Below are 17783 nucleotides of genomic sequence, written 5' to 3' on the forward strand. Positions count from 1 at the left end.
GCCGCCCTCCAATTCCGCGGCTTCGCGGCCTGACACAGGCATCAGGGCACCCTCCGACGCCGACCCCTGGCGCCGCGGGACACCCCGAGTCGCAGCCCGCGCCGGCCCAGCCAGAGCACGGGGAACGCCGCGGCGAAGCCCACCGCGGCCGGCGCCCCGACCTGCCACGGCGGCGCCGGAAGCGCCACCGGCTGGGGGTTCTTGTCGTCCACCCCGCCCCACCGGGACGGCGGCAGCACGATGAACCGCGCCTTGCCGATCACGTTGCCGATCGGGACCAGGCCGCGCTCGCCGCCACCGCCCTGGTAGCGGGAGTCGAGCGAGTCGTTGCGGTTGTCACCCATCACGAACAGTTTGCCCTGCGGCACCGTCACGGGCGCAAAGGGTTCCTGCGTGGTGCCCCGCCCCGGCTCCCAGTACAGGTACGGCTCGTCCAGCGGCCTGCCGTTGACCACCACGCGGTTCTGCGCGTCGCAGCACTGCACGGTCTGCCCGCCGACGGCGATCACCCGCTTGACGAAGTCCTGCTCGTCCGGCGGCGCCAGCCCGATCACCGACGCGGCCTCCTGGAACCAGCGCAGCACGACGTTGTCGGAGTAGTTGGAGCGGAACTCGGTCTGCTCCCAACTGTCCGGGCCACGGAACACGACGACGTCACCCGGCCGGGGTTGGGAGAAGTCGTAGGTGATCTTGTCGACGAACACCCGGTCGTTGGTGCAGCCGGCGCAGCCGTGCAGCGTCTCCTCCATGGACTGCGACGGGATCAGGTAGACGCGCCCGATGAAGGTCTGGATGAGAAAGGTCAGCACCAGCGCGGTGATCACCAGGATGGGCAACTCGCGCCAGAACGAGCCCTTCTTGCGTTTCTTGGCATGCCGACCGCCGGTTCCGCTGCCCGGCTTGGCGGCCCCCGAGGGCCACCCCGGGCGTTCGGTGCTCTCCTGCGGACCCTCCCGGGGTGCCAGGTCACTCACGAAGCCAGCCTACCCATCTGGTACGGACAACATTCGGTGGCGGCGGCCACGCGGGCCATGGTGCCCAGAGCGGGGCCGGACGCCGCAAACGGAAGCAAACCACGACGCCGGCCGCCCGGCCGGATCACCGGGGCGTGCGCGGCAAAACCCACCCCGGTGGGTGCTTGGGAAGATCAGTGCGGCCCGGCGGCGAGGGTCTGCGGATCGTAGTCCGAGACGCCCGACCAGCGGGACATCGGCATGATGATGAACCGAGCCTTGCCGATCAGGTTGCGTACCGGCACCATGCCGGCCAGCCCGCCGCCGCCCTGGATGCGCGAGTCGGCCGAGTTGTTGCGATTGTCACCCATCACGAACAACTCGCCGTCGGGCACCGTGACCGGCGGGAACCGCTTCTGGTCGGCCGGCCCGGTACCGGGCACCCAGTGCAGGTACGGCTCGTCCAGCGGCTTCCCGTCGACCACCACGCGGTTCTGCGCGTCGCAGCACTGCACGGTCTGCCCGCCGACGGCGATCACCCGCTTGACGAAGGTCCGGTCGTCCGCGGTGAGGCCCACCGCCGCGCCGACGTCCTGGAACCACCGCGCCACCGGGTTGCTGGAGCGATCGACCTGGAAGTCGTTGTCCCTCCAGGTGTCCGGGCCGCGGAAGACCACCACGTCGCCCGGCTCCGGCCGGAGCAGACCGTAGATGACCTTGTCGACTAACACCCGGTCGTTCACGCATCCGGTGCACCCGTGCAGGGTGGTCTCCATCGAGGCCGACGGGATGACGTAGACGCGCGCGACGAAGGTCTGGATGAGGAACGTCAGCACCAGCGCGCTCAGCACCAGGATGGGCAGCTCGCGGAAGAACGAACTCCGCCGCCGGCGGCCCCGGCGTGGCGGGACCGCCGCGGCGCGGCGACGGCCGGGGACCACCGGCTCGCCGTCACCCCGGGACGAGGTGGTTGACATCACGTCGGCCACGGCAGCGAGGATACGGACCGGGCGGTGTGCCCGGCGTCAGGAAGCGGACGGCTCCCGCTTCTCCTTGATCTTCGCGGCCTTCCCGCGCAGGTTGCGCAGGTAGTAGAGCTTGGCCCGGCGGACGTCACCGCGGGTGGCCACCTCGATCTTGGCGATGTTCGGCGAGTGCACCGGGAAGGTGCGCTCCACGCCGACGCCGAAGGAGACCTTGCGCACGGTGAAGGTCTCCCGGATGCCCCCGCCCTTACGGGTGATCACGACGCCCTGGAACACCTGGACCCGCTCGCGGGAGCCCTCGATGACCCGGACGTGAACCTTCACGGTGTCACCCGGACGGAAGTCCGGGATGTCGGAACGCAGCGACTGGGCGTCCAGAGCGTCCAGGGTGTTCATGGGGTTCCGTCCTCGTCCTCAACGTGTCTCTCGTGCGCCCCCGGCAGGACATGGACCACCGTATGACGGCCCGATCGGGGGGTTAACGTCCATGGTGCGCGCCGGAACCTGACCCGGCAGCGGCAACCCGTCTAGTGTGCCAGACGGGTTGGTCCGCCCGGAAATCGGGGCCGGCGGCGGGCCCCGCCGGGCGGCGGCTCACTCCGGCGGGGCGGTGGCCCCGGGGTCGCGCTCCGTACGCAGCCGGTCCAGCACGGCCCGGTCGTGCCGGTCCAGGGCCTCGTCGGGCAGCGCGGCCAGCAGGTCCGGGCGGCGATGGAAGGTGCGCTCCAGCGCCCGGTCACGGCGCCACCGGGCGATCGCCGCGTGGTTGCCGGAGCGCAGCACCTCGGGTACCGCGAGCCCGCGCCACTGCTCGGGGCGGGTGTAGCAGGGGCCCTCGAGCAGGCCGTCGGAGAAGGAATCCTCGGCGGCCGAGGCGGGGTTGCCCAGCACGCCGGGCAGCAGCCGGACCACCGCCTCCACGATCACCAGCACCGCGGCCTCGCCGCCGACCAGCACATAGTCGCCGATGGAGACCTCGTCCACCGGCATGCGTCGGGCGGCGTCGGTGACCACCCGCTCGTCGATGCCCTCGTACCGGCCGCAGGCGAAGACCAGCCACTCCTCCTCGGCGTACTCCCTGGCCAGGCGCTGGGTGAACGGCCGGCCGGCCGGGGTAGGCACCACCAGGCGCGGCGGCCGCCCCTCGGCGGCGATCCGCTCCGGGCCGCACACCTCGTCCAGCGCCTCACCCCACACCTGCGGCTTCATCACCATGCCGGGCCCGCCGCCGTACGGGCTGTCGTCCACCGCCCTGTGCACGTCGTGCGTCCATTCCCGCAGGTCGTGGACGTGCACGCCGATCAGCCCGCGCTCGATCGCCTTGCCCAGCAGCGCGGCGCGCAGCGGGGCCAGGTACTCGGGAAAGATGGTGACGACGTCGATGCGCATGGTCATGACTCGTCGAGCAGCCCGGGGGGCGGGTCGACCACCAACCGGCCGGCGCGTACGTCGACCTCGGGCACGATGTCCCGGACGAACGGCACCAGCACCTCGCCGCCCGAGGCACGCTCGACCACGAGCAGGTCGCCGGCCGGGCCGTGGACGATCTCCCGGACGGTGCCGACCGCGGTGCCGTCGGTCAGTTCGGCCGCCAGGCCCTCCAACTCGTGGTCGTAGAACTCGTCCGGGTCCTCGGTGGGCGGCAGGTCGCGGGCGTCCGCGGACAGCACGGCACCGCGCAGCGCCTCGGCCGCGTCCCGCCCTTCGACCCCGGCGAAGCTCACCAGGAGCCGGCCGCCATGCGGCCGCGCGGCCGAGACGGTAAGGGTGCGGACGGTGCCGTCGCGCAGCTCGGCACGCACCGTCGCACCCTCGGAGAACCGCTCCTCCGGGGAGTCGGTGCGCAGCTCGACGGCGAGTTCTCCGTGCAGGCCGTGCGCCTTGGCCACTCGCCCGACGACGCGGACGGTGGTACCGGGATCCGGGAGCGACACGGTACTGCGGTGGGTCAGCGGTCGGTATCCACCACGTCCACCCGCACACCGCGACCGCCGATGCCGGCCATCACGGTGCGCAGGGCGGTCGCGGTGCGCCCGCCACGGCCGATGACCTTGCCGAGGTCGTCCGGGTGGACGTGCACCTCGAGGGTCCGGCCGCGCCGGGTCGTCACCAGGTTGACGCGGACGTCGTCCGGGTGGTCGACGATGCCGCGGACGAGGTGTTCGAGGGCATCCGCGAGAACGCTCACCCGAACTCCCCGTCCCGGCCCGGCATGCCAGAGCGGCTGGTCACGACTCGCCGCCCTCGGCCTTCCCGGCCTCGCCGGCGCTCTCGTCCTTGGTCTCGGCCTTCTTGCCGCCACCCTTCTTCTTCGGGGTGGTGGCCTCGGCGACGGGCTCCTCGCCGGCCTCCTTGAGCGCGGCCTCGAACAGGGCACGCTTGTCCGGCCGGGGCTCCGGCTGCTTGAGCGTGCCCTCGGCCCCGGGCTCGCCCTTGAACTTCTGCCAGTCACCGGTGACCTGGAGGATGTTCTTCACGGGCTCGGTCGGCTGGGCACCGACGCCGAGCCAGTACTGGGCGCGCTCGGAGTTGACCTGGATGAAACTCGGCTCCTGCTTCGGGTGGTACTCGCCGATCGTCTCGATGGCTCGACCACTCCGGCGGGTGCGCGAGTCGGCCACGATGATCCGGTAGTGCGGCTCCCGGATCTTGCCGAGCCGCTGCAGTTTGATCTTGACGGCCACGAGTTGCGGTGCTCCTGTCGACTCTCGTTGCTCACGGTGCGGCGCCCGCTACCCGAGTGGGGACGGGCGGGGCGCCAGCGATGTCAGGGCAGCCACGGCGCGGTGAGAGGGGCCCGGTCGTGGCGGACAGCCACTCATTGTGCCAGACCACGCCGCGGACCCACGAATCGGCGGGTGCGGAGGACTCAGGCCGGCGGGGCGAACGGGGCGAGCGGCACGCCGGCGGACTCCAGGGTGGCCCGCACCGCCCTGGCGTGCGCCACCGCACCCGGGGTGTCGCCGTGCAGGCACAGCGAGTCGGCCGGCATCGGGATGACGGTGCCGTCGGCGGCCACCAGCTCGCCGCGCTCGGCCAACTGGACGGCCCGGCCGACCACCGCGGCGGTGTCGGTGAGCAGCGCGCCCTCGGTGCCCCGGGGCAGCAGCGTGCCGTCCGGGGCGTAGCCGCGGTCCGCGAACGCCTCCCGTACGGCCACTAAGCCGGCCTTCTCGGCGAGGGTGAGGAACACCGACCCGGGCAGCCCGAGCACGGGGAGGTCGCCGAACGCCCGCACCCCGTCGACCACCGCCCTGGCCTGCGCCTCGTGGTGGACCACCGCGTTGTAGAGCGCGCCGTGCGGCTTGACGTAGCTCACCCGGCCGCCGGCGGCGCGGGCGAACGCCTCCAGCGCGCCGATCTGGTACAGCACCTCGTCGGCCAGTTCGGCCGGGTCGACGTCGATGAACCGCCGGCCGAACCCGGCCAGGTCGCGGTAGGACACCTGGGCGCCGATGGCCACCCCGCGGGCGTGCGCGGCCGTGCACGCGCGGCGCATCGTGTGCGGATCGCCGGCGTGGAACCCGCATGCGACGTTCGCGCTGGTGACCACGTCGAGCAGGGCCTCGTCGTCGCCCAGCCGCCAGGCCCCGAAGCCCTCCCCGAGGTCGCTGTTGAGGTCCACGTCACCTCCCGCCTGTCAGCCCGGCATCAGGCCGAGCGCCACCAGCAGGATGCCAAGCGCGGGCAGCAGGTTGTTCAACTGGTGGGCGATGACACTGCTGACCAGCCGGCCGGTGATCAGCCGGCCCAGCCCGATCGGCACCGCGATGACCAGCAGCAGCGGGGTGCGCAGCGGTTCGAGGTGGGCCACCGCGAAGATCATCGTGGTGAGCACGAACGGGGTCCACCGGCCCCACCGCTGCCGCTCGATCGCGCCCCACAGCAGCCCGCGGTAGATGACCTCCTCGCACAGCGGGGCCAGCAGCCACAGGTGCAGGAACATCAGCACGGCGATGGCCGGCGAGAGGTGCACGCCGTCCAGCAGCGAGCCGACCGCCGAGTTGGCGTTCTTCTGGCCGACCCACCGGGTCCACAGCACGGACGCGATCATGGTGACGACGAAGCCGCCGAGGCCCAGGCTCAGCCCGACTCCGACGTCCGCCCACCGCCAGCACAGCCGCAGGTCCACCTTGGGGCCGTTGCCCCGGACCACGGTGGCCAGCACCGCCACCCCGGCGGCGAGCACCGTCGGCACGGCCAGGCTGACCAAGAGTCCCACCGGCGACACTCGCCCGTCCGGCGCCTTGAACGGCAGCACGATGAACACCGACGAGATCAGGAACACCGCTTCGACCAGAAGGAACGCGCCGAAGCCCCAGCGGTGGTCCGGCTCGTCCTGGGGCGGTGCGGTCAGCGCCGGCAGCGGCGGCCGGCCGCCGGCGGGCTGCTCCGAGGCGGTCACGCGCGGCTCGGACTGGTGCGGCGAGTTCACGGGCGCCTCCGTCGAGCCGGGCCTGATCCAGCGGGGTGATGGCCGGAGATCGGGGTCGCGCTCCTGGCCAACGGCCGGTACTTCCGAGACTAACCTCGGCCACTTCGGTCGGGTGGCCGGTCCGGTGTCGCCGCCAAACCACCGTCCCCGGGAAGTACCAGCGCCTGAGAAAGAACGACGGCGCCCGGCGAACGTTGCTCGTGTCGTGCGCGACAGCGGCGCGGCAGCCGGCCACCGGCGACGATCCCGGCGCGCGGTCAGCGGACCACGGCGCCGCGCAAGAGGATCCGGGTGGGCCGGCGCAGCGCGTCCAGGTCGGTCCTCGGGTCCTCGGCGCAGGCCACCACGTCCGCCGGGGCGCCCTCCACCAGGCCGGGCCAGCCCAGCCATTCCCGAGCCGCCCAGGACGCCGCGCCGATGGCCGCCTCGGCGGGCAGGCCGACCCGGTGCAGTGCGGCGATCTCGTCGGGTAGCCGCCCGTGCGTGATGCCGCCGCCGGCGTCGGTGCCCGCGTAGACCGGGATGCCGGCCTCGATGGCCGCGCCGATGGTGTCCGCGACCCGCGCGTGCAGGTCCCGCATGTGTGCCGCGTAGGCGGGGTACTTGCTGGCGCCGTCCGCGATGGACGGGAAGTTGTCGATGTTGATCAGCGTGGGGACCAGCGCGGTGCCCCGGCGGGCCATCTCGTCGATGGTGCCGGCGGACAGCCCGGTGCCGTGCTCGATGCAGTCGATGCCGGCGGCGAGCAAACCGGGCAGCGCGTCCTCACCGAACACGTGCGCGGTGACCCGTGCCCCCGCGTCGTGCGCCACGCCGATCGCCTTGGCCAGCACCTCGTCCGGCCACAGCGGGGCGAGGTCGCCGACGGAGCGGTCGATGTAGTCGCCCACCAGCTTCACCCAGCCGTCCCCGTACGCGGCCTGCTCGGCGACCGCGGCCGGCAACTGCTCCGGGTCCTCCAGTTCCAGCCCGAGGTGCCGGATGTAGCGCTTCGGCCGGGCGATGTGCCGGCCGGCGCGGATGATCCGGGGCAGGTCCAGCCGCTCCTGCAGCGGCCGGGTGTCGATCGGTGAGCCGCAGTCGCGGATCAGCAGGGTGCCGGCGTCCCGGTCGGTCTCCGCCTGGTCGGCGGCCTCGTCCAACTCGACCGGACCCTGCGGGCCGATGCCGATGTGGCAGTGCGCGTCGACGAGGCCGGGCAGCAGGAAGCCGCCGTCCACCACGGTCCGCGCGCCGGGCACCGGCTCGGTGCGGATCCTGCCGTTGACCACCCACAGGTCGCGCTCCTCGTCGTCGGGCAGGACGACGCCGCGCAGGTGCAAGCCGGACATGAGCGGCCTACTTCTTGCCGAACTTGAGCTTGGACGGGTCGAAGCCGGGTGGCAGGTCGTTCAGCCCGCCGCCGAACCCGGGTGGTAGCTCGCCGCCGCCCTGGGGCATCGGGGGAAGGCCGGGCATGCCGCCGGGGAACCCGCCGCGCACCTTGGGCGGGGTGGGGCCGCGGCCCTTGCCCTTCTTGCCCTTCTTCCCCTTCTTGCTCCTGCGGCCACCGCCGACGCCTGGCATGCCGAACCGGCCGGCCATCTGCTGCATCATCTTCCGCGCCTCGAAGAACCGGTCCACGAGGTCGTTGACCTCGCTCACGGACACCCCGGAGCCGCGCGCGATGCGGGCCCGGCGGGAACCCTTGATGATCTTCGGGTCGGCGCGCTCCTGCGGGGTCATGCCTCGGATGATCGCCTGCACCCGGTCCAGGTGCTTCTCGTCGAGTTGGGCCAGCGCGTCCTTCATCTGCCCGGCGCCGGGCAGCATGCCGAGCAGGTTGCCGATCGGGCCCATCCGGCGGACGGCGAGCATCTGCTCCAGGAAGTCCTCCAGGGTCAGCTCACCGCTGCCGATCTTGGCCGCGGCCTCCTCCGCCTGCTTGGCGTCGAACGCCTGCTCGGCCTGCTCGATCAGGGTGAGCAGGTCGCCCATGCCGAGGATGCGGCTGGCCATCCGGTCCGGGTGGAAGACGTCGAAGTCCTCCAGCTTCTCGCCGTTGGAGGCGAACAGGATCGGCTGGCCGGTGACCTGCCGGACGCTCAGCGCGGCACCGCCGCGTGCGTCGCCGTCCAGCTTGGTGAGCGCCACGCCGGTGAACCCGACGCCGTCCCGGAACGCCTCGGCGGTGGTCACCGCGTCCTGGCCGATCATCGCGTCGACCACGAACAGCGTCTCGTTCGGCTGGACCGCGTCCCGGATGTCGGCGGCCTGGCGCATCATCTCCTCGTCGATGCCCAGCCGGCCGGCGGTGTCGATGACCACCACGTCGTGCTGGGCGCGGCGGGCCTCGTCGATGCTGCGGCGGGCCACGTCCACCGGGTCGCCCACGCCGTTGCCCGGTTCCGGCGCGAACACCGGCACGCCCGCCCGTTCGCCGACCACCTGGAGCTGGGTGACCGCGTTCGGCCGCTGCAGGTCGGCGGCGACCAGCATCGGGGTGTGCCCCTGGCCGGCCAGCCAGCGGGCCAGCTTGCCGGCCAGCGTGGTCTTACCGGAACCCTGCAGACCGGCCAGCATGATCACGGTCGGCGGGTTCTTGGCCAGATTCAGCCGCCGGGTCTCGCCGCCGAGGATACCGATCAGCTCCTCGTTGACGATCTTGACGACCTGCTGGGCCGGGTTGAGCGCCTGGGACACCTCGGCGCCCTTGGCCCGCTGCTTGACCTGCCCGATGAAGGAGCGCACCACCGGGAGAGCGACGTCCGCCTCGAGCAGGGCGATGCGGATCTCACGGCAGGTGGCGTCGATGTCGGCCTCGGAGAGCCGGCCCTTGCCGCGGAGGTTGGAAAGGACCGAGGTGAGCCGATCGGAGAGGGTGTCGAACACGGTGCCGCCAGACCTCGCAACGTCAGTGGTTCCCCGACAGTAGTTCCCCGACGAGGGTAACGGGCCGCGGCCGGCGGATGCGGCAGACACCGTTTCGGGGCGGCCCAACCCCTCACTGGGCCGCCCCGAACGGCTCACGCTGCGACGGAGCCACGATCCCCGTCGCCACCCGGACCCCCGTGCCGGGTGCCTCCCCCGCCGCGTCGCGTCCCCCCGGGCCGCGGCAGGTCCCGGTGCACCACGTCACCCCCGGTCGTGGTGATCCCCTGCCGCGGTTCCCCCGTACCGCATCGGCAAGGAAGAGCCTGCCGGTTCGGCGGCCGGGGAAAGAGCGTGATCGCCCCCGAACCCGGATGGGTAGTGCTACGCAGTCCCGACCGGGTGCAGTCCCGCACGCGGGTGGCGGGGGCCACGCAGCACACCGCCCGCGCCGCGGGCGGGCGGCGCGGGCGGGAGCGGTCATTGGCCTCGGCGGCCTGGTGTCGTGGGCGGGGCGGGTAGGGGCCGGGTCAGCGGGCGGCGGCGAGCACCGCGCGCTCGATGCGGCCGCGCTGCACCGGGTCGGGCATACCGCGCCCGGGCGCGCCCCCGTCCTGACCGGGCGGCATGCTCAGGCAGAACGAGTCGACCACCGTGCCACCCAGGGTGGCGACCTTGGCCCAGCGGACATTGACGCCGCAGCCCTCCAGCGCGGCGGCCACCCGGTGCAGCAACCCGATCCGGTCCGTGGCGCGCAGTTCCAGCACGGTCGCGCCGGTGGCCTCGTCGTCGAACCACAGCACCCTCGGGGTGGGGGCGTCCGCCGGCGGCCCGCCGCCGTAGTCCCGCTCCTTGGCCGCGAGCAGGTCGGTCAGCGGCATCCTGCCGTCCACCGCCCTGGCCAACTGCTCGCGCAGCAGGGTGGCGTCGGGCAGCGAACCGAACCGGGGCGAGACGCTGAACACGTCCACCGCCACGCCGGCGTGGCTGCGCAGCACGGCGGCGTGCACCTCCAGCGAGTTCAGCGCGAGCACCCCGGCGGCCCGGGAGAGCAGGCCGGGCCGGTCCGGGGCCACCACGGTCACCGTGGCGGTGTGGTCGGTCTCCGTGAGCAGCACGTCCGGCCGGCGCGACGCGGCGACCGCCTCGGCGAGCTTGCGCTGGTCGTCGTCCAGCGGCTCCGGTTTGGGCAGCGGCTCGCCGGCGAGCACCGAGCGGCACCGATCGACCAGGTCGGCGATCAGCGCCGCCTTCCAGTCGTTCCACACGCCCGGCCCGGTGGCCAGCGAGTCCGCCTCGGCGAGGGCCTGCAGCAGTTCCAGCAGCACCAGGTCGCCGCCGACGGCCTGGACCACCCGGTGCACGGTGGCCGGGTCGCCGATGTCGCGGCGGGTGGCGGTGTGCGGCAGCAGCAGGTGGTGGCGGACCATCGCGGCCAGGGTGGCCACGTCCCGCTCGGCCAGCCCGATCCGCTCGCCGACCTGGGTGGCCAGCGCGGCGCCCACCACGGAGTGGTCGGCGTCCCGACCCTTGCCGATGTCGTGCAGCAGGGCGCCGAGCAGCAGCAGGTCGGGGCGGGACACGGTAGTGACCAGCCGGCCGGCCCGCGCGGTGGCCTGCACCAGGTGCCGGTCCACGGTCCAGATATGTGCGGCGTCCCGGGGTGGCAGGTCGCGCACCCAGCCCCACTCCGGGAACAGCCGGCCCCACAGGCCGGTGCGGTCCAGCGCCTCCACCACGTCGACCAGCCCGCTGCCGGTGCCCAGCAGGGCGATCAACTCCTCCCGGGCCGCGGCCGGCCACGGGCGGCGCAGTTCGGGCGCGGAGTCGGCGAGGGTGGCGAGGGTGCCGGTGGCGATGGGGTGACGGCTGCGCGCCGCCGCGGTGGCCACCCGCAGCAGCAGCGCGGGGTCGCGGCTGGGTTGCGCGTCCCGGGCCAGGGTGACCTCGGCGCCGCGGTCCGGTTCGCCGTGCAGCACGACGCCCTCGTCCAGCGGCCGGCGGGCCGGGCCGCGGCGCAGCGCGGAGCGGCCGAACTCGACCAGGCCCCGGCGGGCCGGTAGCGCGGCCCGGGCCGCGCGGAACGCCACGTCCAGCGCGTACATCACGGTGCGACCGGCCGACGACAGCGCCCTGGCCAGCTCGAAGCGGTCCGCCATGCCCAGCGCGCCGGCCACCTCGTCGCCGTCCTGGGCGTGCAGCACGTCCCGGGCCCGCCCGGCGATCCGGCGCAGTTCGGTGCGCACGTCCAGCAGCAGGTGCCGGGCCTCGGCGAGTTCGGCGCCGGGCCGGTCGATGAGCTGGGCGATGGACAGCGCGTTCAGCAGTTGCAGGTCGCGCAGGCCGCCGTGGCCATGTTTGAGGTCGGGTTCGACGCGGTGGGCCACCTCGCCGCTGCGCGCCCAGCGGCGCCGCGCCGACTCGGTCAACTCGTCCAGCCGGTTGCGCATGCCGACGCGCCACGCCTGCCGTGCCGCGTCGGCGAGCCGGCCGGACACGTCGGTGTCCCCGACCACGTGCCGGACCTCCAGCAGGCCCAGCGCGGTCCGCATATCGGACTCGGCCGCCCGGAGCGCCTCCCCGACGGTGCGCACCGAGTGGTCCAACCCGATACCCGAGTTCCACAGCGGGTACCAGAGCTTCTCGGCGATCGATTCGACGTCCTGCCGCCCGTCGTGCACCAGGACGAGGTCGAGGTCGGAGTACGGGACGAGTTCCCGCCGGCCCAACGCCCCGACCGCCGCTAGCGCCACCCCGCCGCCCTCCGGCCGTACGCCGGCCGCCGTCGCATGCGCGGCGAGCCAGAACTCGTGCAGGTCGGTGAGGGCCTCGCGGAGGGCGCCGGGCGCGAGTCTGCGCTGTCCCGGTGCGGGCGCGAGCAGTCGCTCCCGCGCCCGCACCAGGTCATCCGCCGCTCCCCCAACGACGTCTTTCACAGCGCGTCGGCGCCCCTTTCGCCGGTGCGGACCCGGACCACGGTGTCCACCGGGGTGACCCAGACCTTGCCGTCACCGATCTTTCCGGTGCGGGCGGCGCCGACCACGGCGTCCACCACCTTGTCCGCGTTGAGGTCGTCGGTGACCACCTCGACCCGCAGCTTGGGCACGAAGTCGACGGCGTACTCGGCGCCGCGGTACACCTCGGTGTGCCCCTTCTGGCGACCGTAGCCCTGCACCTCACTGACCGTCATGCCGAGCACGCCGAGTTGCTCCAGCGCCGACTTGACGTCGTCCAGCACGAACGGCTTGACGATCGCGGTGACCAGCTTCATGCCTTGCTCCCCTCCAGGACGGCGGCGCTGCCCGCGCCGTCCACCGCCTTGCCGCCGGTGCCGCGGACGCTACCGCCGCTGAAGCCGCCGAACTCGTACGCGCTCTCCGCGTGCTCGGCCTCGTCGATGCCGGCGACCTCGACATCCCTGGCGGCCCGGAAGCCGATGGTCACCTTGATCAGGAAGCCGATCACGAGCGCCCCGATGAAGGAGTAACCCATCACCGCGAAGGCCGCGATGGCCTGCTTGGTGAGCAGGCTGAACCCGCCGCCGAAGAAGAAGCCGTCCTTGGCGATGCCGGGGTTGGCGCTGCTGGTGCCGAAGAAGCCGATCAGCAGGGTGCCGACCAGGCCGCCGACCAGGTGCACGCCGACCACGTCCAGCGAGTCGTCGAAGCCCAGCTTGTACTTCAGGCCCACCGCCAGGGCGCACAGCGCGCCCGCGAGCACGCCGATGGCCAGCGCGCCGAGCGGGTTGACGAAGCCACAGGCCGGCGTGATCGCCACCAGTCCGGCGACCGCGCCGGAGGCGGCGCCCACCGTGGTCGGCTTGCCGTCCCGGATCTGCTCGATGATGAGCCAGCCGAGCACCGCGGCGGCGGTGGCCACCGTGGTGTTGGTGAACGCGGTGGCGGCGAGGTCACCCGCGGACAGCGCCGAGCCGGCGTTGAACCCGTACCAACCGAACCACAGCAGGCTGGCGCCGAGCAGCACGAACGGCACGTTGTGCGGGCGCATCGGATCCTTGCGCCAGCCGACCCGCCGGCCCAGCACGATGGCCAGCGCGAGACCGGCCGCACCGGCGTTGATGTGCACCGCGGTGCCGCCGGCGAAGTCCTCCGCGCCCAGGGTGTTGGCGATCCAGCCGCCCTTGTTGTCCGCGCCGGTGTAGCCGTTGAAGTTGAACACCCAGTGGGCCACCGGGAAGTAGACGATGGTCACCCAGAGGGCCATGAACAGCGTCCAGGACCAGAACTTGGCCCGGTCGGCGATGGCTCCGGAGATCAGCGCCGGGGTGATGACCGCGAACATCAGCTGGAACATCACGAACGACAGCGCCGGTATGGCGTCCGGTCCCGGCCACGGCGTCTTGCCGTCCGGGCTGGCCGCGCCGACCAGGTGCCCCATGGTGTTCTTCAGGGTGGCGAAATCCAGGTTGCCGACCAGCCCCGAGAACGCGTCGTTGCTGAACGACAGGCTGTAGCCGTAGAGCGCCCACAGCACGCTCACCACGGCGAGCGCGATGAAGTTCAGCATGAGCATGTTGAGTACGCTCTTCGAGCGGACCATTCCGCCGTAGAAGAACGCGAGCCCCGGAGTCATCAACATGACCAGGGCGGCGCTGGCCAGTACCCAGGCCGTATCTCCTGCGTTCATCCGTCCTCCCGTCCACGCTTGGTGCCGGTGAGGATCGGGGGACGCTGTTTCACCCGGTTTCGCCGTACGTTTCGCCGGCGTGAACTAGCACCCCTGCGACGTTACGGCTGTGTTTCGTCCATGTCGCCCGGATGCTCACGGTCGGGTGGCCCGGCGCCGGGCCGAGACGTCCGCGCTGGTCGCGGCCCCGGGCCCGGCGGCACGCGGCCGCCGGTCCGGCGCCGAGCCGCCCTCACGCTCAGCTGATGTGCTGGTAGGCCGGCAGGGTGAGGAAATCCACGAAGTGGTCGTTCACCGCGGTTTCCTCGAACAGGTTACGGGCCAGTTCGAGGTTCTTCTCGGGGACCTCGCCGCGCAGCGCGTCCACCGTCTCGGTGAGCACCGTGCGGACCAGTTCCGGGGTCACCCGCTGCCCGGTGTCCAGGCGGACCTCGTTGCGCACCCACTGCCAGACCTGCGAGCGGGAGATCTCCGCGGTGGCGGCGTCTTCCATCAGGTTGTGGATGCCGGCCGCGCCGTTGCCGCCCAGCCAGGAGGCGATGTAGCGGACGCCCACGTCGACCGCGCCGCGCAGCCCGGCCTCGGTGGCACGCCCCGGCGTGGCCGCCACGTCGAGCAGGTCGTCCGCGGTCACCTTGACGTCCTCGCGCAGCCGGTCCACCTGGTTCGGCTTCTCGCCGAGGACCTTGTCGAACTCCTCCCGGCACAGCTCGACCATGCCGGGGTGCGCGACCCACGAGCCGTCGAAGCCGTCGCCGGCCTCGCGTGCCTTGTCGTCCCGGACCTTCGCGAACGCCTGCTCGTTGACCTCCGGGTCCTTGCTCGGGATGAACGCGGCCATGCCGCCGATGGCGAACGCGCCGCGCCGGTGGCAGGTGCGCACCAGCAACTCGGTGTAGGCGCGCATGAACGGGGCGGTCATGGTGACGCTGTTGCGGTCGGGCAGGACGAACGTCGAGCCGGCGTCGCGGAAGTACTTGATGACACTGAACAGGTAGTCCCACCGGCCGGCGTTCAGCCCGGAGGCGTGCTCGCGCAGCTCGTAGAGGATCTCCTCCATCTCGAACGCGGCCGGGATGGTCTCGATCAGCACGGTGGCCCGGATGGTGCCGGGCTGGATGCCCAGCGCCTTCTGCGCGTGCACGAACACGTCGTTCCACAGCCGCGCCTCGAGGTGGCTCTCCATCTTGGGCAGGTAGTAGTACGGGCCGCTGCCCCGGTCGAGCAGCTCGCGGGCGTTGTGGAAGAAGTGCAGCCCGAAGTCGACCAGCGCGCCCACCACCGGCTGGCCGTCCACCAGGATGTGCCGCTCGTCGAGGTGCCAACCGCGCGGCCGGACCACGATCGTCGGCGGCTGGACGTCGGGATTCAGCGCGTAGTGCTTGCCCTCCGGCGAGGTGTACTCGATCTTCCTGCGCACCGCGTCGTACAGGTTGACCTGCCCGGCGACCACGTTGTGCCAGTGCGGCGTGTTGGCGTCCTCGAAGTCCGCCAGCCACACCTTCGCCCCGGAGTTCATCGCGTTGATGGTCATCTTGCGCTCGGTCGGCCCGGTGATCTCCACCCGGCGGTCCCGGAGGTCCGCGGGCGCGTCCGCGACCCGCCAGTCCGCTTCCCGGATCTCCCTGGTCTCGGGAAGGAAGTCCAGCTTCCCGGTACGCGCCGCGATCGCCCTGCGCTCGGCGCGGCGGGCCAGCAGCTCGTCCCGGCGGGCGGCGAACGTGCGGTGCAGGCCGGCCACGAACTCCAGCGCCGACCCGGTGAGGATCTCGTCCCCGCGCTCCACCGGCTCGCCGAGGACACGGACGTCGGTCATCGGAAGCACCTTCTTCTGGTCGCATGCGTTTCTACGGTGCGGACTGTAGTTTTTGCATCATGGAACCTCAACGCCTGTGAGGCACACCATTCAGTAGATCCCTCCTCTCTACAATCCGCAGCGGAAGAGCGGGGAGAGGAGCCGCAACGATCCTGCCGAGCGGCTGCGGGCGGACCGACCGCCCGCGGCGACTCGCGAAGGGAAAGGAGCCGCCGTGGCGCCGGAGAAGCCCGCCCGCGAGCCCTCCAGCGGCGTGCAGTCGCTGCAACGCGCGTTCAACCTGCTGGAGCGGTTGGCCGACGTGGGCGGCGAGGCCAGCCTCTCCGAACTCGCCGCCGCCTCCGGGCTGCCGCTGCCGACGATCCACCGGCTCATCCGCACCCTGGTCACGCTCGGTTACGTCCGGCAGAACACCAACCGCCGGTACGCCCTCGGCGCCCGGCTGATCCGCCTCGGCGAAACCGCCAGCCGGCAGTTCGGCACCTGGGCGCGGCCGCTGCTGGCCGAACTGGTCGACGAGGTGGGCGAGACGGCCAACCTGGCGGTGCTGGAAAGCGACGAGGTCGTCTACGTGGCCCAGGTGCCGTCCCGGCACTCGATGCGGATGTTCACCGAGGTGGGCCGTCGGGTGCTGCCGCACGGCACCGGCGTCGGCAAGGCGATCCTGTCCCGGCTGCCGGTCGACGACGTGCGCGCGCTGCTGGCCCGCACCGGCATGCCGGCGTTCACCCCGAACACCATCACCGACCCCGAGGAACTGATCCGGCAGCTTCGCCGGATCGCCGAGCAGGGTTACGCGCTGGACGAGAGCGAGCAGGAACTCGGCGTGCGCTGCGTCGCCGTGCCGCTGGATGGCGGCCCCACGCTGGCCGCCGTCTCGGTGTCCGGCCCGCAGGGCCGGCTGACCAAGCAGGCCGTGTCCCGCATCGTCCCGGTGGTCCGCCGGATCGCCGACCAGCTCTCCCAGCAGGCCGCCCACCCGATGACCGCCTGACCGGTGCGGACGCCGTCAGCGCTGCGGTTGGTCGTCGACCTGGACGACGTAGCGGTATCTGACAATCCTGCCGTGGCTGTCCTTGTCATCCAGCGCGTGGGTGACGGTGACGCCGTACCGGGCACCGCCGCGGGTCAGTTCGCAGCGGGTGCTGTCGTTCCTTCCCAGGAGCAGGAACGAATCCGGGCACTTCACGGTGTACGGGTCACCGCCGAACTTCCCGCTGAGCGCGCTGGAGACGTTCCGTTCGAGGTCGTCCCTGGACGTCACCGGGCGGACCGCCGTGAACGACGGGCCGCTGGTGGTCGTCGAGTACGTCCGGCAGCCACTGACCACCGCCCCGAGGCACAACACCGGCACCACGACCACGCGGACGGTACGGAACACGCGGAGATACCTCTCATTTCCATACGTCGGCGGGGATCAGGTCGAGGATGTCGCAACGCAGGTCGAGTGCCGGGATCAACTCGGCGGGATCGCGGTGGTCACTCACCGGGTCCAGCACCTCGAGTTGGTCGCCGAGCAGCGCGAATCCCCGGAACTGCCGGTCCTCGTTCAGCAGGAAGTTGGTCATCCTCGGGTTGAGCACGGCGCGGGCGAACCGCTCGTCGCCGGTGCTGACCTCGAACCGCTCGTCGAAGGCCGGATCGCCGATGCTCGGATACTGGCCGAGTGCCGCGTCCACGGTGCGCTGCGCCCGGCCCACCCGGCGCACGGTGAGCGGCGGCCGGGGCGCCGGCGTCCGTACCCAGATGCACCGCTGGGTGATCTGCTCGTGCCGGTGGTGGACGGTGAACGAGGCGGCCAGGAAGGGCCGGCCGCGGTGCGTGCCGGTGACGACGTCGCGGGCGGCGCTGGCTCTCGGCAGCGGGGTGAGCGGCTGTAACGGGTTCCGCTCGGTGAGCTGCACCTGGGCGTGGTACACGTCGACGTAGCGGTCGTCGCGCTCGGCGAAGGTCCAGCCCCGCCTGGCGGCCTCCTCCTGGAGCCGGCCCAGCGCCGCCTTCTCCGCCGCGGCGTTCGACCGGTTCAGCCAGATGACCAGCCACGCGATTCCGGCGAACACCAGCACGCAGCCGGCTCCGGCGATCGCGATCGCCAC

Annotated in this window: 18 protein-coding genes; 1 reads left to right on the forward strand and 17 read right to left on the reverse strand. The window is 72.3% G+C overall.

Annotation, left to right across the window (positions count from 1 at the left end):
- Nucleotides 1–41 precede the first annotated feature (41 nt).
- The 15 genes from lepB (FFT21_RS11080) to aceB form a co-directional block, all read right to left on the reverse strand.
- The gene (lepB, locus tag FFT21_RS11080) at nt 42–974 is read right to left on the reverse strand and encodes a signal peptidase I (protein ID WP_371856768.1); all 933 of its coding nucleotides are present in this window, start codon (nt 972–974) and stop codon (nt 42–44) included.
- A gap of 173 nt (nt 975–1147) precedes the next feature.
- Nucleotides 1148–1942, reverse strand: a complete 795-nt coding sequence (gene lepB / locus FFT21_RS11085) for a signal peptidase I (protein WP_225978299.1) — start codon at nt 1940–1942, stop codon at nt 1148–1150.
- 36 nt (nt 1943–1978) lie between these two features.
- A complete protein-coding gene (rplS, locus tag FFT21_RS11090) occupies nt 1979–2335 on the reverse strand; it encodes a 50S ribosomal protein L19 (RefSeq protein WP_137813716.1) in 357 nt (118 codons plus the stop codon).
- Nucleotides 2336–2533: 198 nt separating this feature from the next.
- Complete coding sequence (trmD, locus tag FFT21_RS11095; protein ID WP_137813717.1) at nt 2534–3328, reverse strand: tRNA (guanosine(37)-N1)-methyltransferase TrmD; 795 nt, start codon at nt 3326–3328, stop codon at nt 2534–2536.
- 2 nt (nt 3329–3330) lie between these two features.
- On the reverse strand, nt 3331–3873 hold the full coding sequence (rimM, locus tag FFT21_RS11100; protein WP_137813718.1) for a ribosome maturation factor RimM: 543 nt from the start codon (nt 3871–3873) through the stop codon (nt 3331–3333).
- A gap of 14 nt (nt 3874–3887) precedes the next feature.
- Nucleotides 3888–4127, reverse strand: coding sequence for an RNA-binding protein (locus FFT21_RS11105; protein WP_137813719.1), 240 nt, complete (start codon nt 4125–4127; stop codon nt 3888–3890).
- A gap of 40 nt (nt 4128–4167) precedes the next feature.
- Nucleotides 4168–4623, reverse strand: coding sequence for a 30S ribosomal protein S16 (rpsP, locus tag FFT21_RS11110; RefSeq protein WP_137813720.1), 456 nt, complete (start codon nt 4621–4623; stop codon nt 4168–4170).
- 185 nt (nt 4624–4808) lie between these two features.
- Nucleotides 4809–5564: a LamB/YcsF family protein gene (locus FFT21_RS11115; RefSeq protein WP_137813721.1), complete on the reverse strand. Its 756-nt coding sequence runs from the start codon at nt 5562–5564 to the stop codon at nt 4809–4811.
- Between the two features lie 15 nt (nt 5565–5579).
- Nucleotides 5580–6374: a CPBP family intramembrane glutamic endopeptidase gene (locus FFT21_RS11120; protein ID WP_225978300.1), complete on the reverse strand. Its 795-nt coding sequence runs from the start codon at nt 6372–6374 to the stop codon at nt 5580–5582.
- Between the two features lie 257 nt (nt 6375–6631).
- Nucleotides 6632–7705, reverse strand: coding sequence for an amidohydrolase family protein (locus FFT21_RS11125; RefSeq protein WP_192909478.1), 1074 nt, complete (start codon nt 7703–7705; stop codon nt 6632–6634).
- Between the two features lie 7 nt (nt 7706–7712).
- Entirely contained in the window at nt 7713–9245 is a 1533-nt protein-coding gene (gene ffh / locus FFT21_RS11130) for a signal recognition particle protein (RefSeq protein WP_137813722.1), read from the reverse strand.
- Between the two features lie 509 nt (nt 9246–9754).
- Entirely contained in the window at nt 9755–12160 is a 2406-nt protein-coding gene (locus tag FFT21_RS11135) for a [protein-PII] uridylyltransferase (RefSeq protein ID WP_137813723.1), read from the reverse strand.
- Entirely contained in the window at nt 12157–12495 is a 339-nt protein-coding gene (locus FFT21_RS11140; RefSeq protein WP_137813724.1) for a P-II family nitrogen regulator, read from the reverse strand. The genes FFT21_RS11135 and FFT21_RS11140 overlap by 4 nt, the downstream gene beginning before the upstream one ends.
- Nucleotides 12492–13871, reverse strand: a complete 1380-nt coding sequence (locus tag FFT21_RS11145) for an ammonium transporter (RefSeq protein ID WP_192909479.1) — start codon at nt 13869–13871, stop codon at nt 12492–12494. Before FFT21_RS11145 ends, FFT21_RS11140 begins: the two co-directional genes overlap by 4 nt.
- 238 nt (nt 13872–14109) lie before the next feature.
- A complete protein-coding gene (gene aceB / locus FFT21_RS11150; RefSeq protein WP_137813725.1) occupies nt 14110–15687 on the reverse strand; it encodes a malate synthase A in 1578 nt (525 codons plus the stop codon).
- Between the two features lie 214 nt (nt 15688–15901).
- Here aceB and FFT21_RS11155 point away from each other — a divergent pair, with 214 nt between their 5' ends.
- On the forward strand, nt 15902–16681 hold the full coding sequence (locus FFT21_RS11155) for an IclR family transcriptional regulator (protein WP_137813726.1): 780 nt from the start codon (nt 15902–15904) through the stop codon (nt 16679–16681).
- Nucleotides 16682–16696: 15 nt separating this feature from the next.
- On the opposite strand, the gene FFT21_RS11160 is transcribed toward FFT21_RS11155, so the two are convergent.
- Nucleotides 16697–17068, reverse strand: a complete 372-nt coding sequence (locus FFT21_RS11160; protein ID WP_137813727.1) for a DUF4333 domain-containing protein — start codon at nt 17066–17068, stop codon at nt 16697–16699.
- A 13-nt stretch (nt 17069–17081) separates the two neighbouring features.
- Nucleotides 17082–17783, reverse strand: a complete 702-nt coding sequence (locus FFT21_RS11165) for a DUF3137 domain-containing protein (RefSeq protein ID WP_225978301.1) — start codon at nt 17781–17783, stop codon at nt 17082–17084.

Source organism: Gandjariella thermophila, from assembly GCF_005405885.1.
In the GTDB taxonomy this organism is placed as follows: Bacteria; Actinomycetota; Actinomycetes; order Mycobacteriales; family Pseudonocardiaceae; genus Gandjariella; species Gandjariella thermophila.

Excerpts from the sequence above, each read along its gene's own strand:
- rplS (WP_137813716.1), bottom strand. The coding sequence starts at position 2,335 with ATGAACACCCTGGACGCTCTGGACGCCCAGTCGCTGCGTTCCGACATC.
- trmD (WP_137813717.1), bottom strand. The coding sequence starts at position 3,328 with ATGCGCATCGACGTCGTCACCATCTTTCCCGAGTACCTGGCCCCGCTG.
- FFT21_RS11125 (WP_192909478.1), bottom strand. The coding sequence starts at position 7,705 with ATGTCCGGCTTGCACCTGCGCGGCGTCGTCCTGCCCGACGACGAGGAG.
- FFT21_RS11140 (WP_137813724.1), bottom strand. The coding sequence starts at position 12,495 with ATGAAGCTGGTCACCGCGATCGTCAAGCCGTTCGTGCTGGACGACGTC.
- FFT21_RS11145 (WP_192909479.1), bottom strand. The coding sequence starts at position 13,871 with ATGAACGCAGGAGATACGGCCTGGGTACTGGCCAGCGCCGCCCTGGTC.
- aceB (WP_137813725.1), bottom strand. The coding sequence starts at position 15,687 with ATGACCGACGTCCGTGTCCTCGGCGAGCCGGTGGAGCGCGGGGACGAG.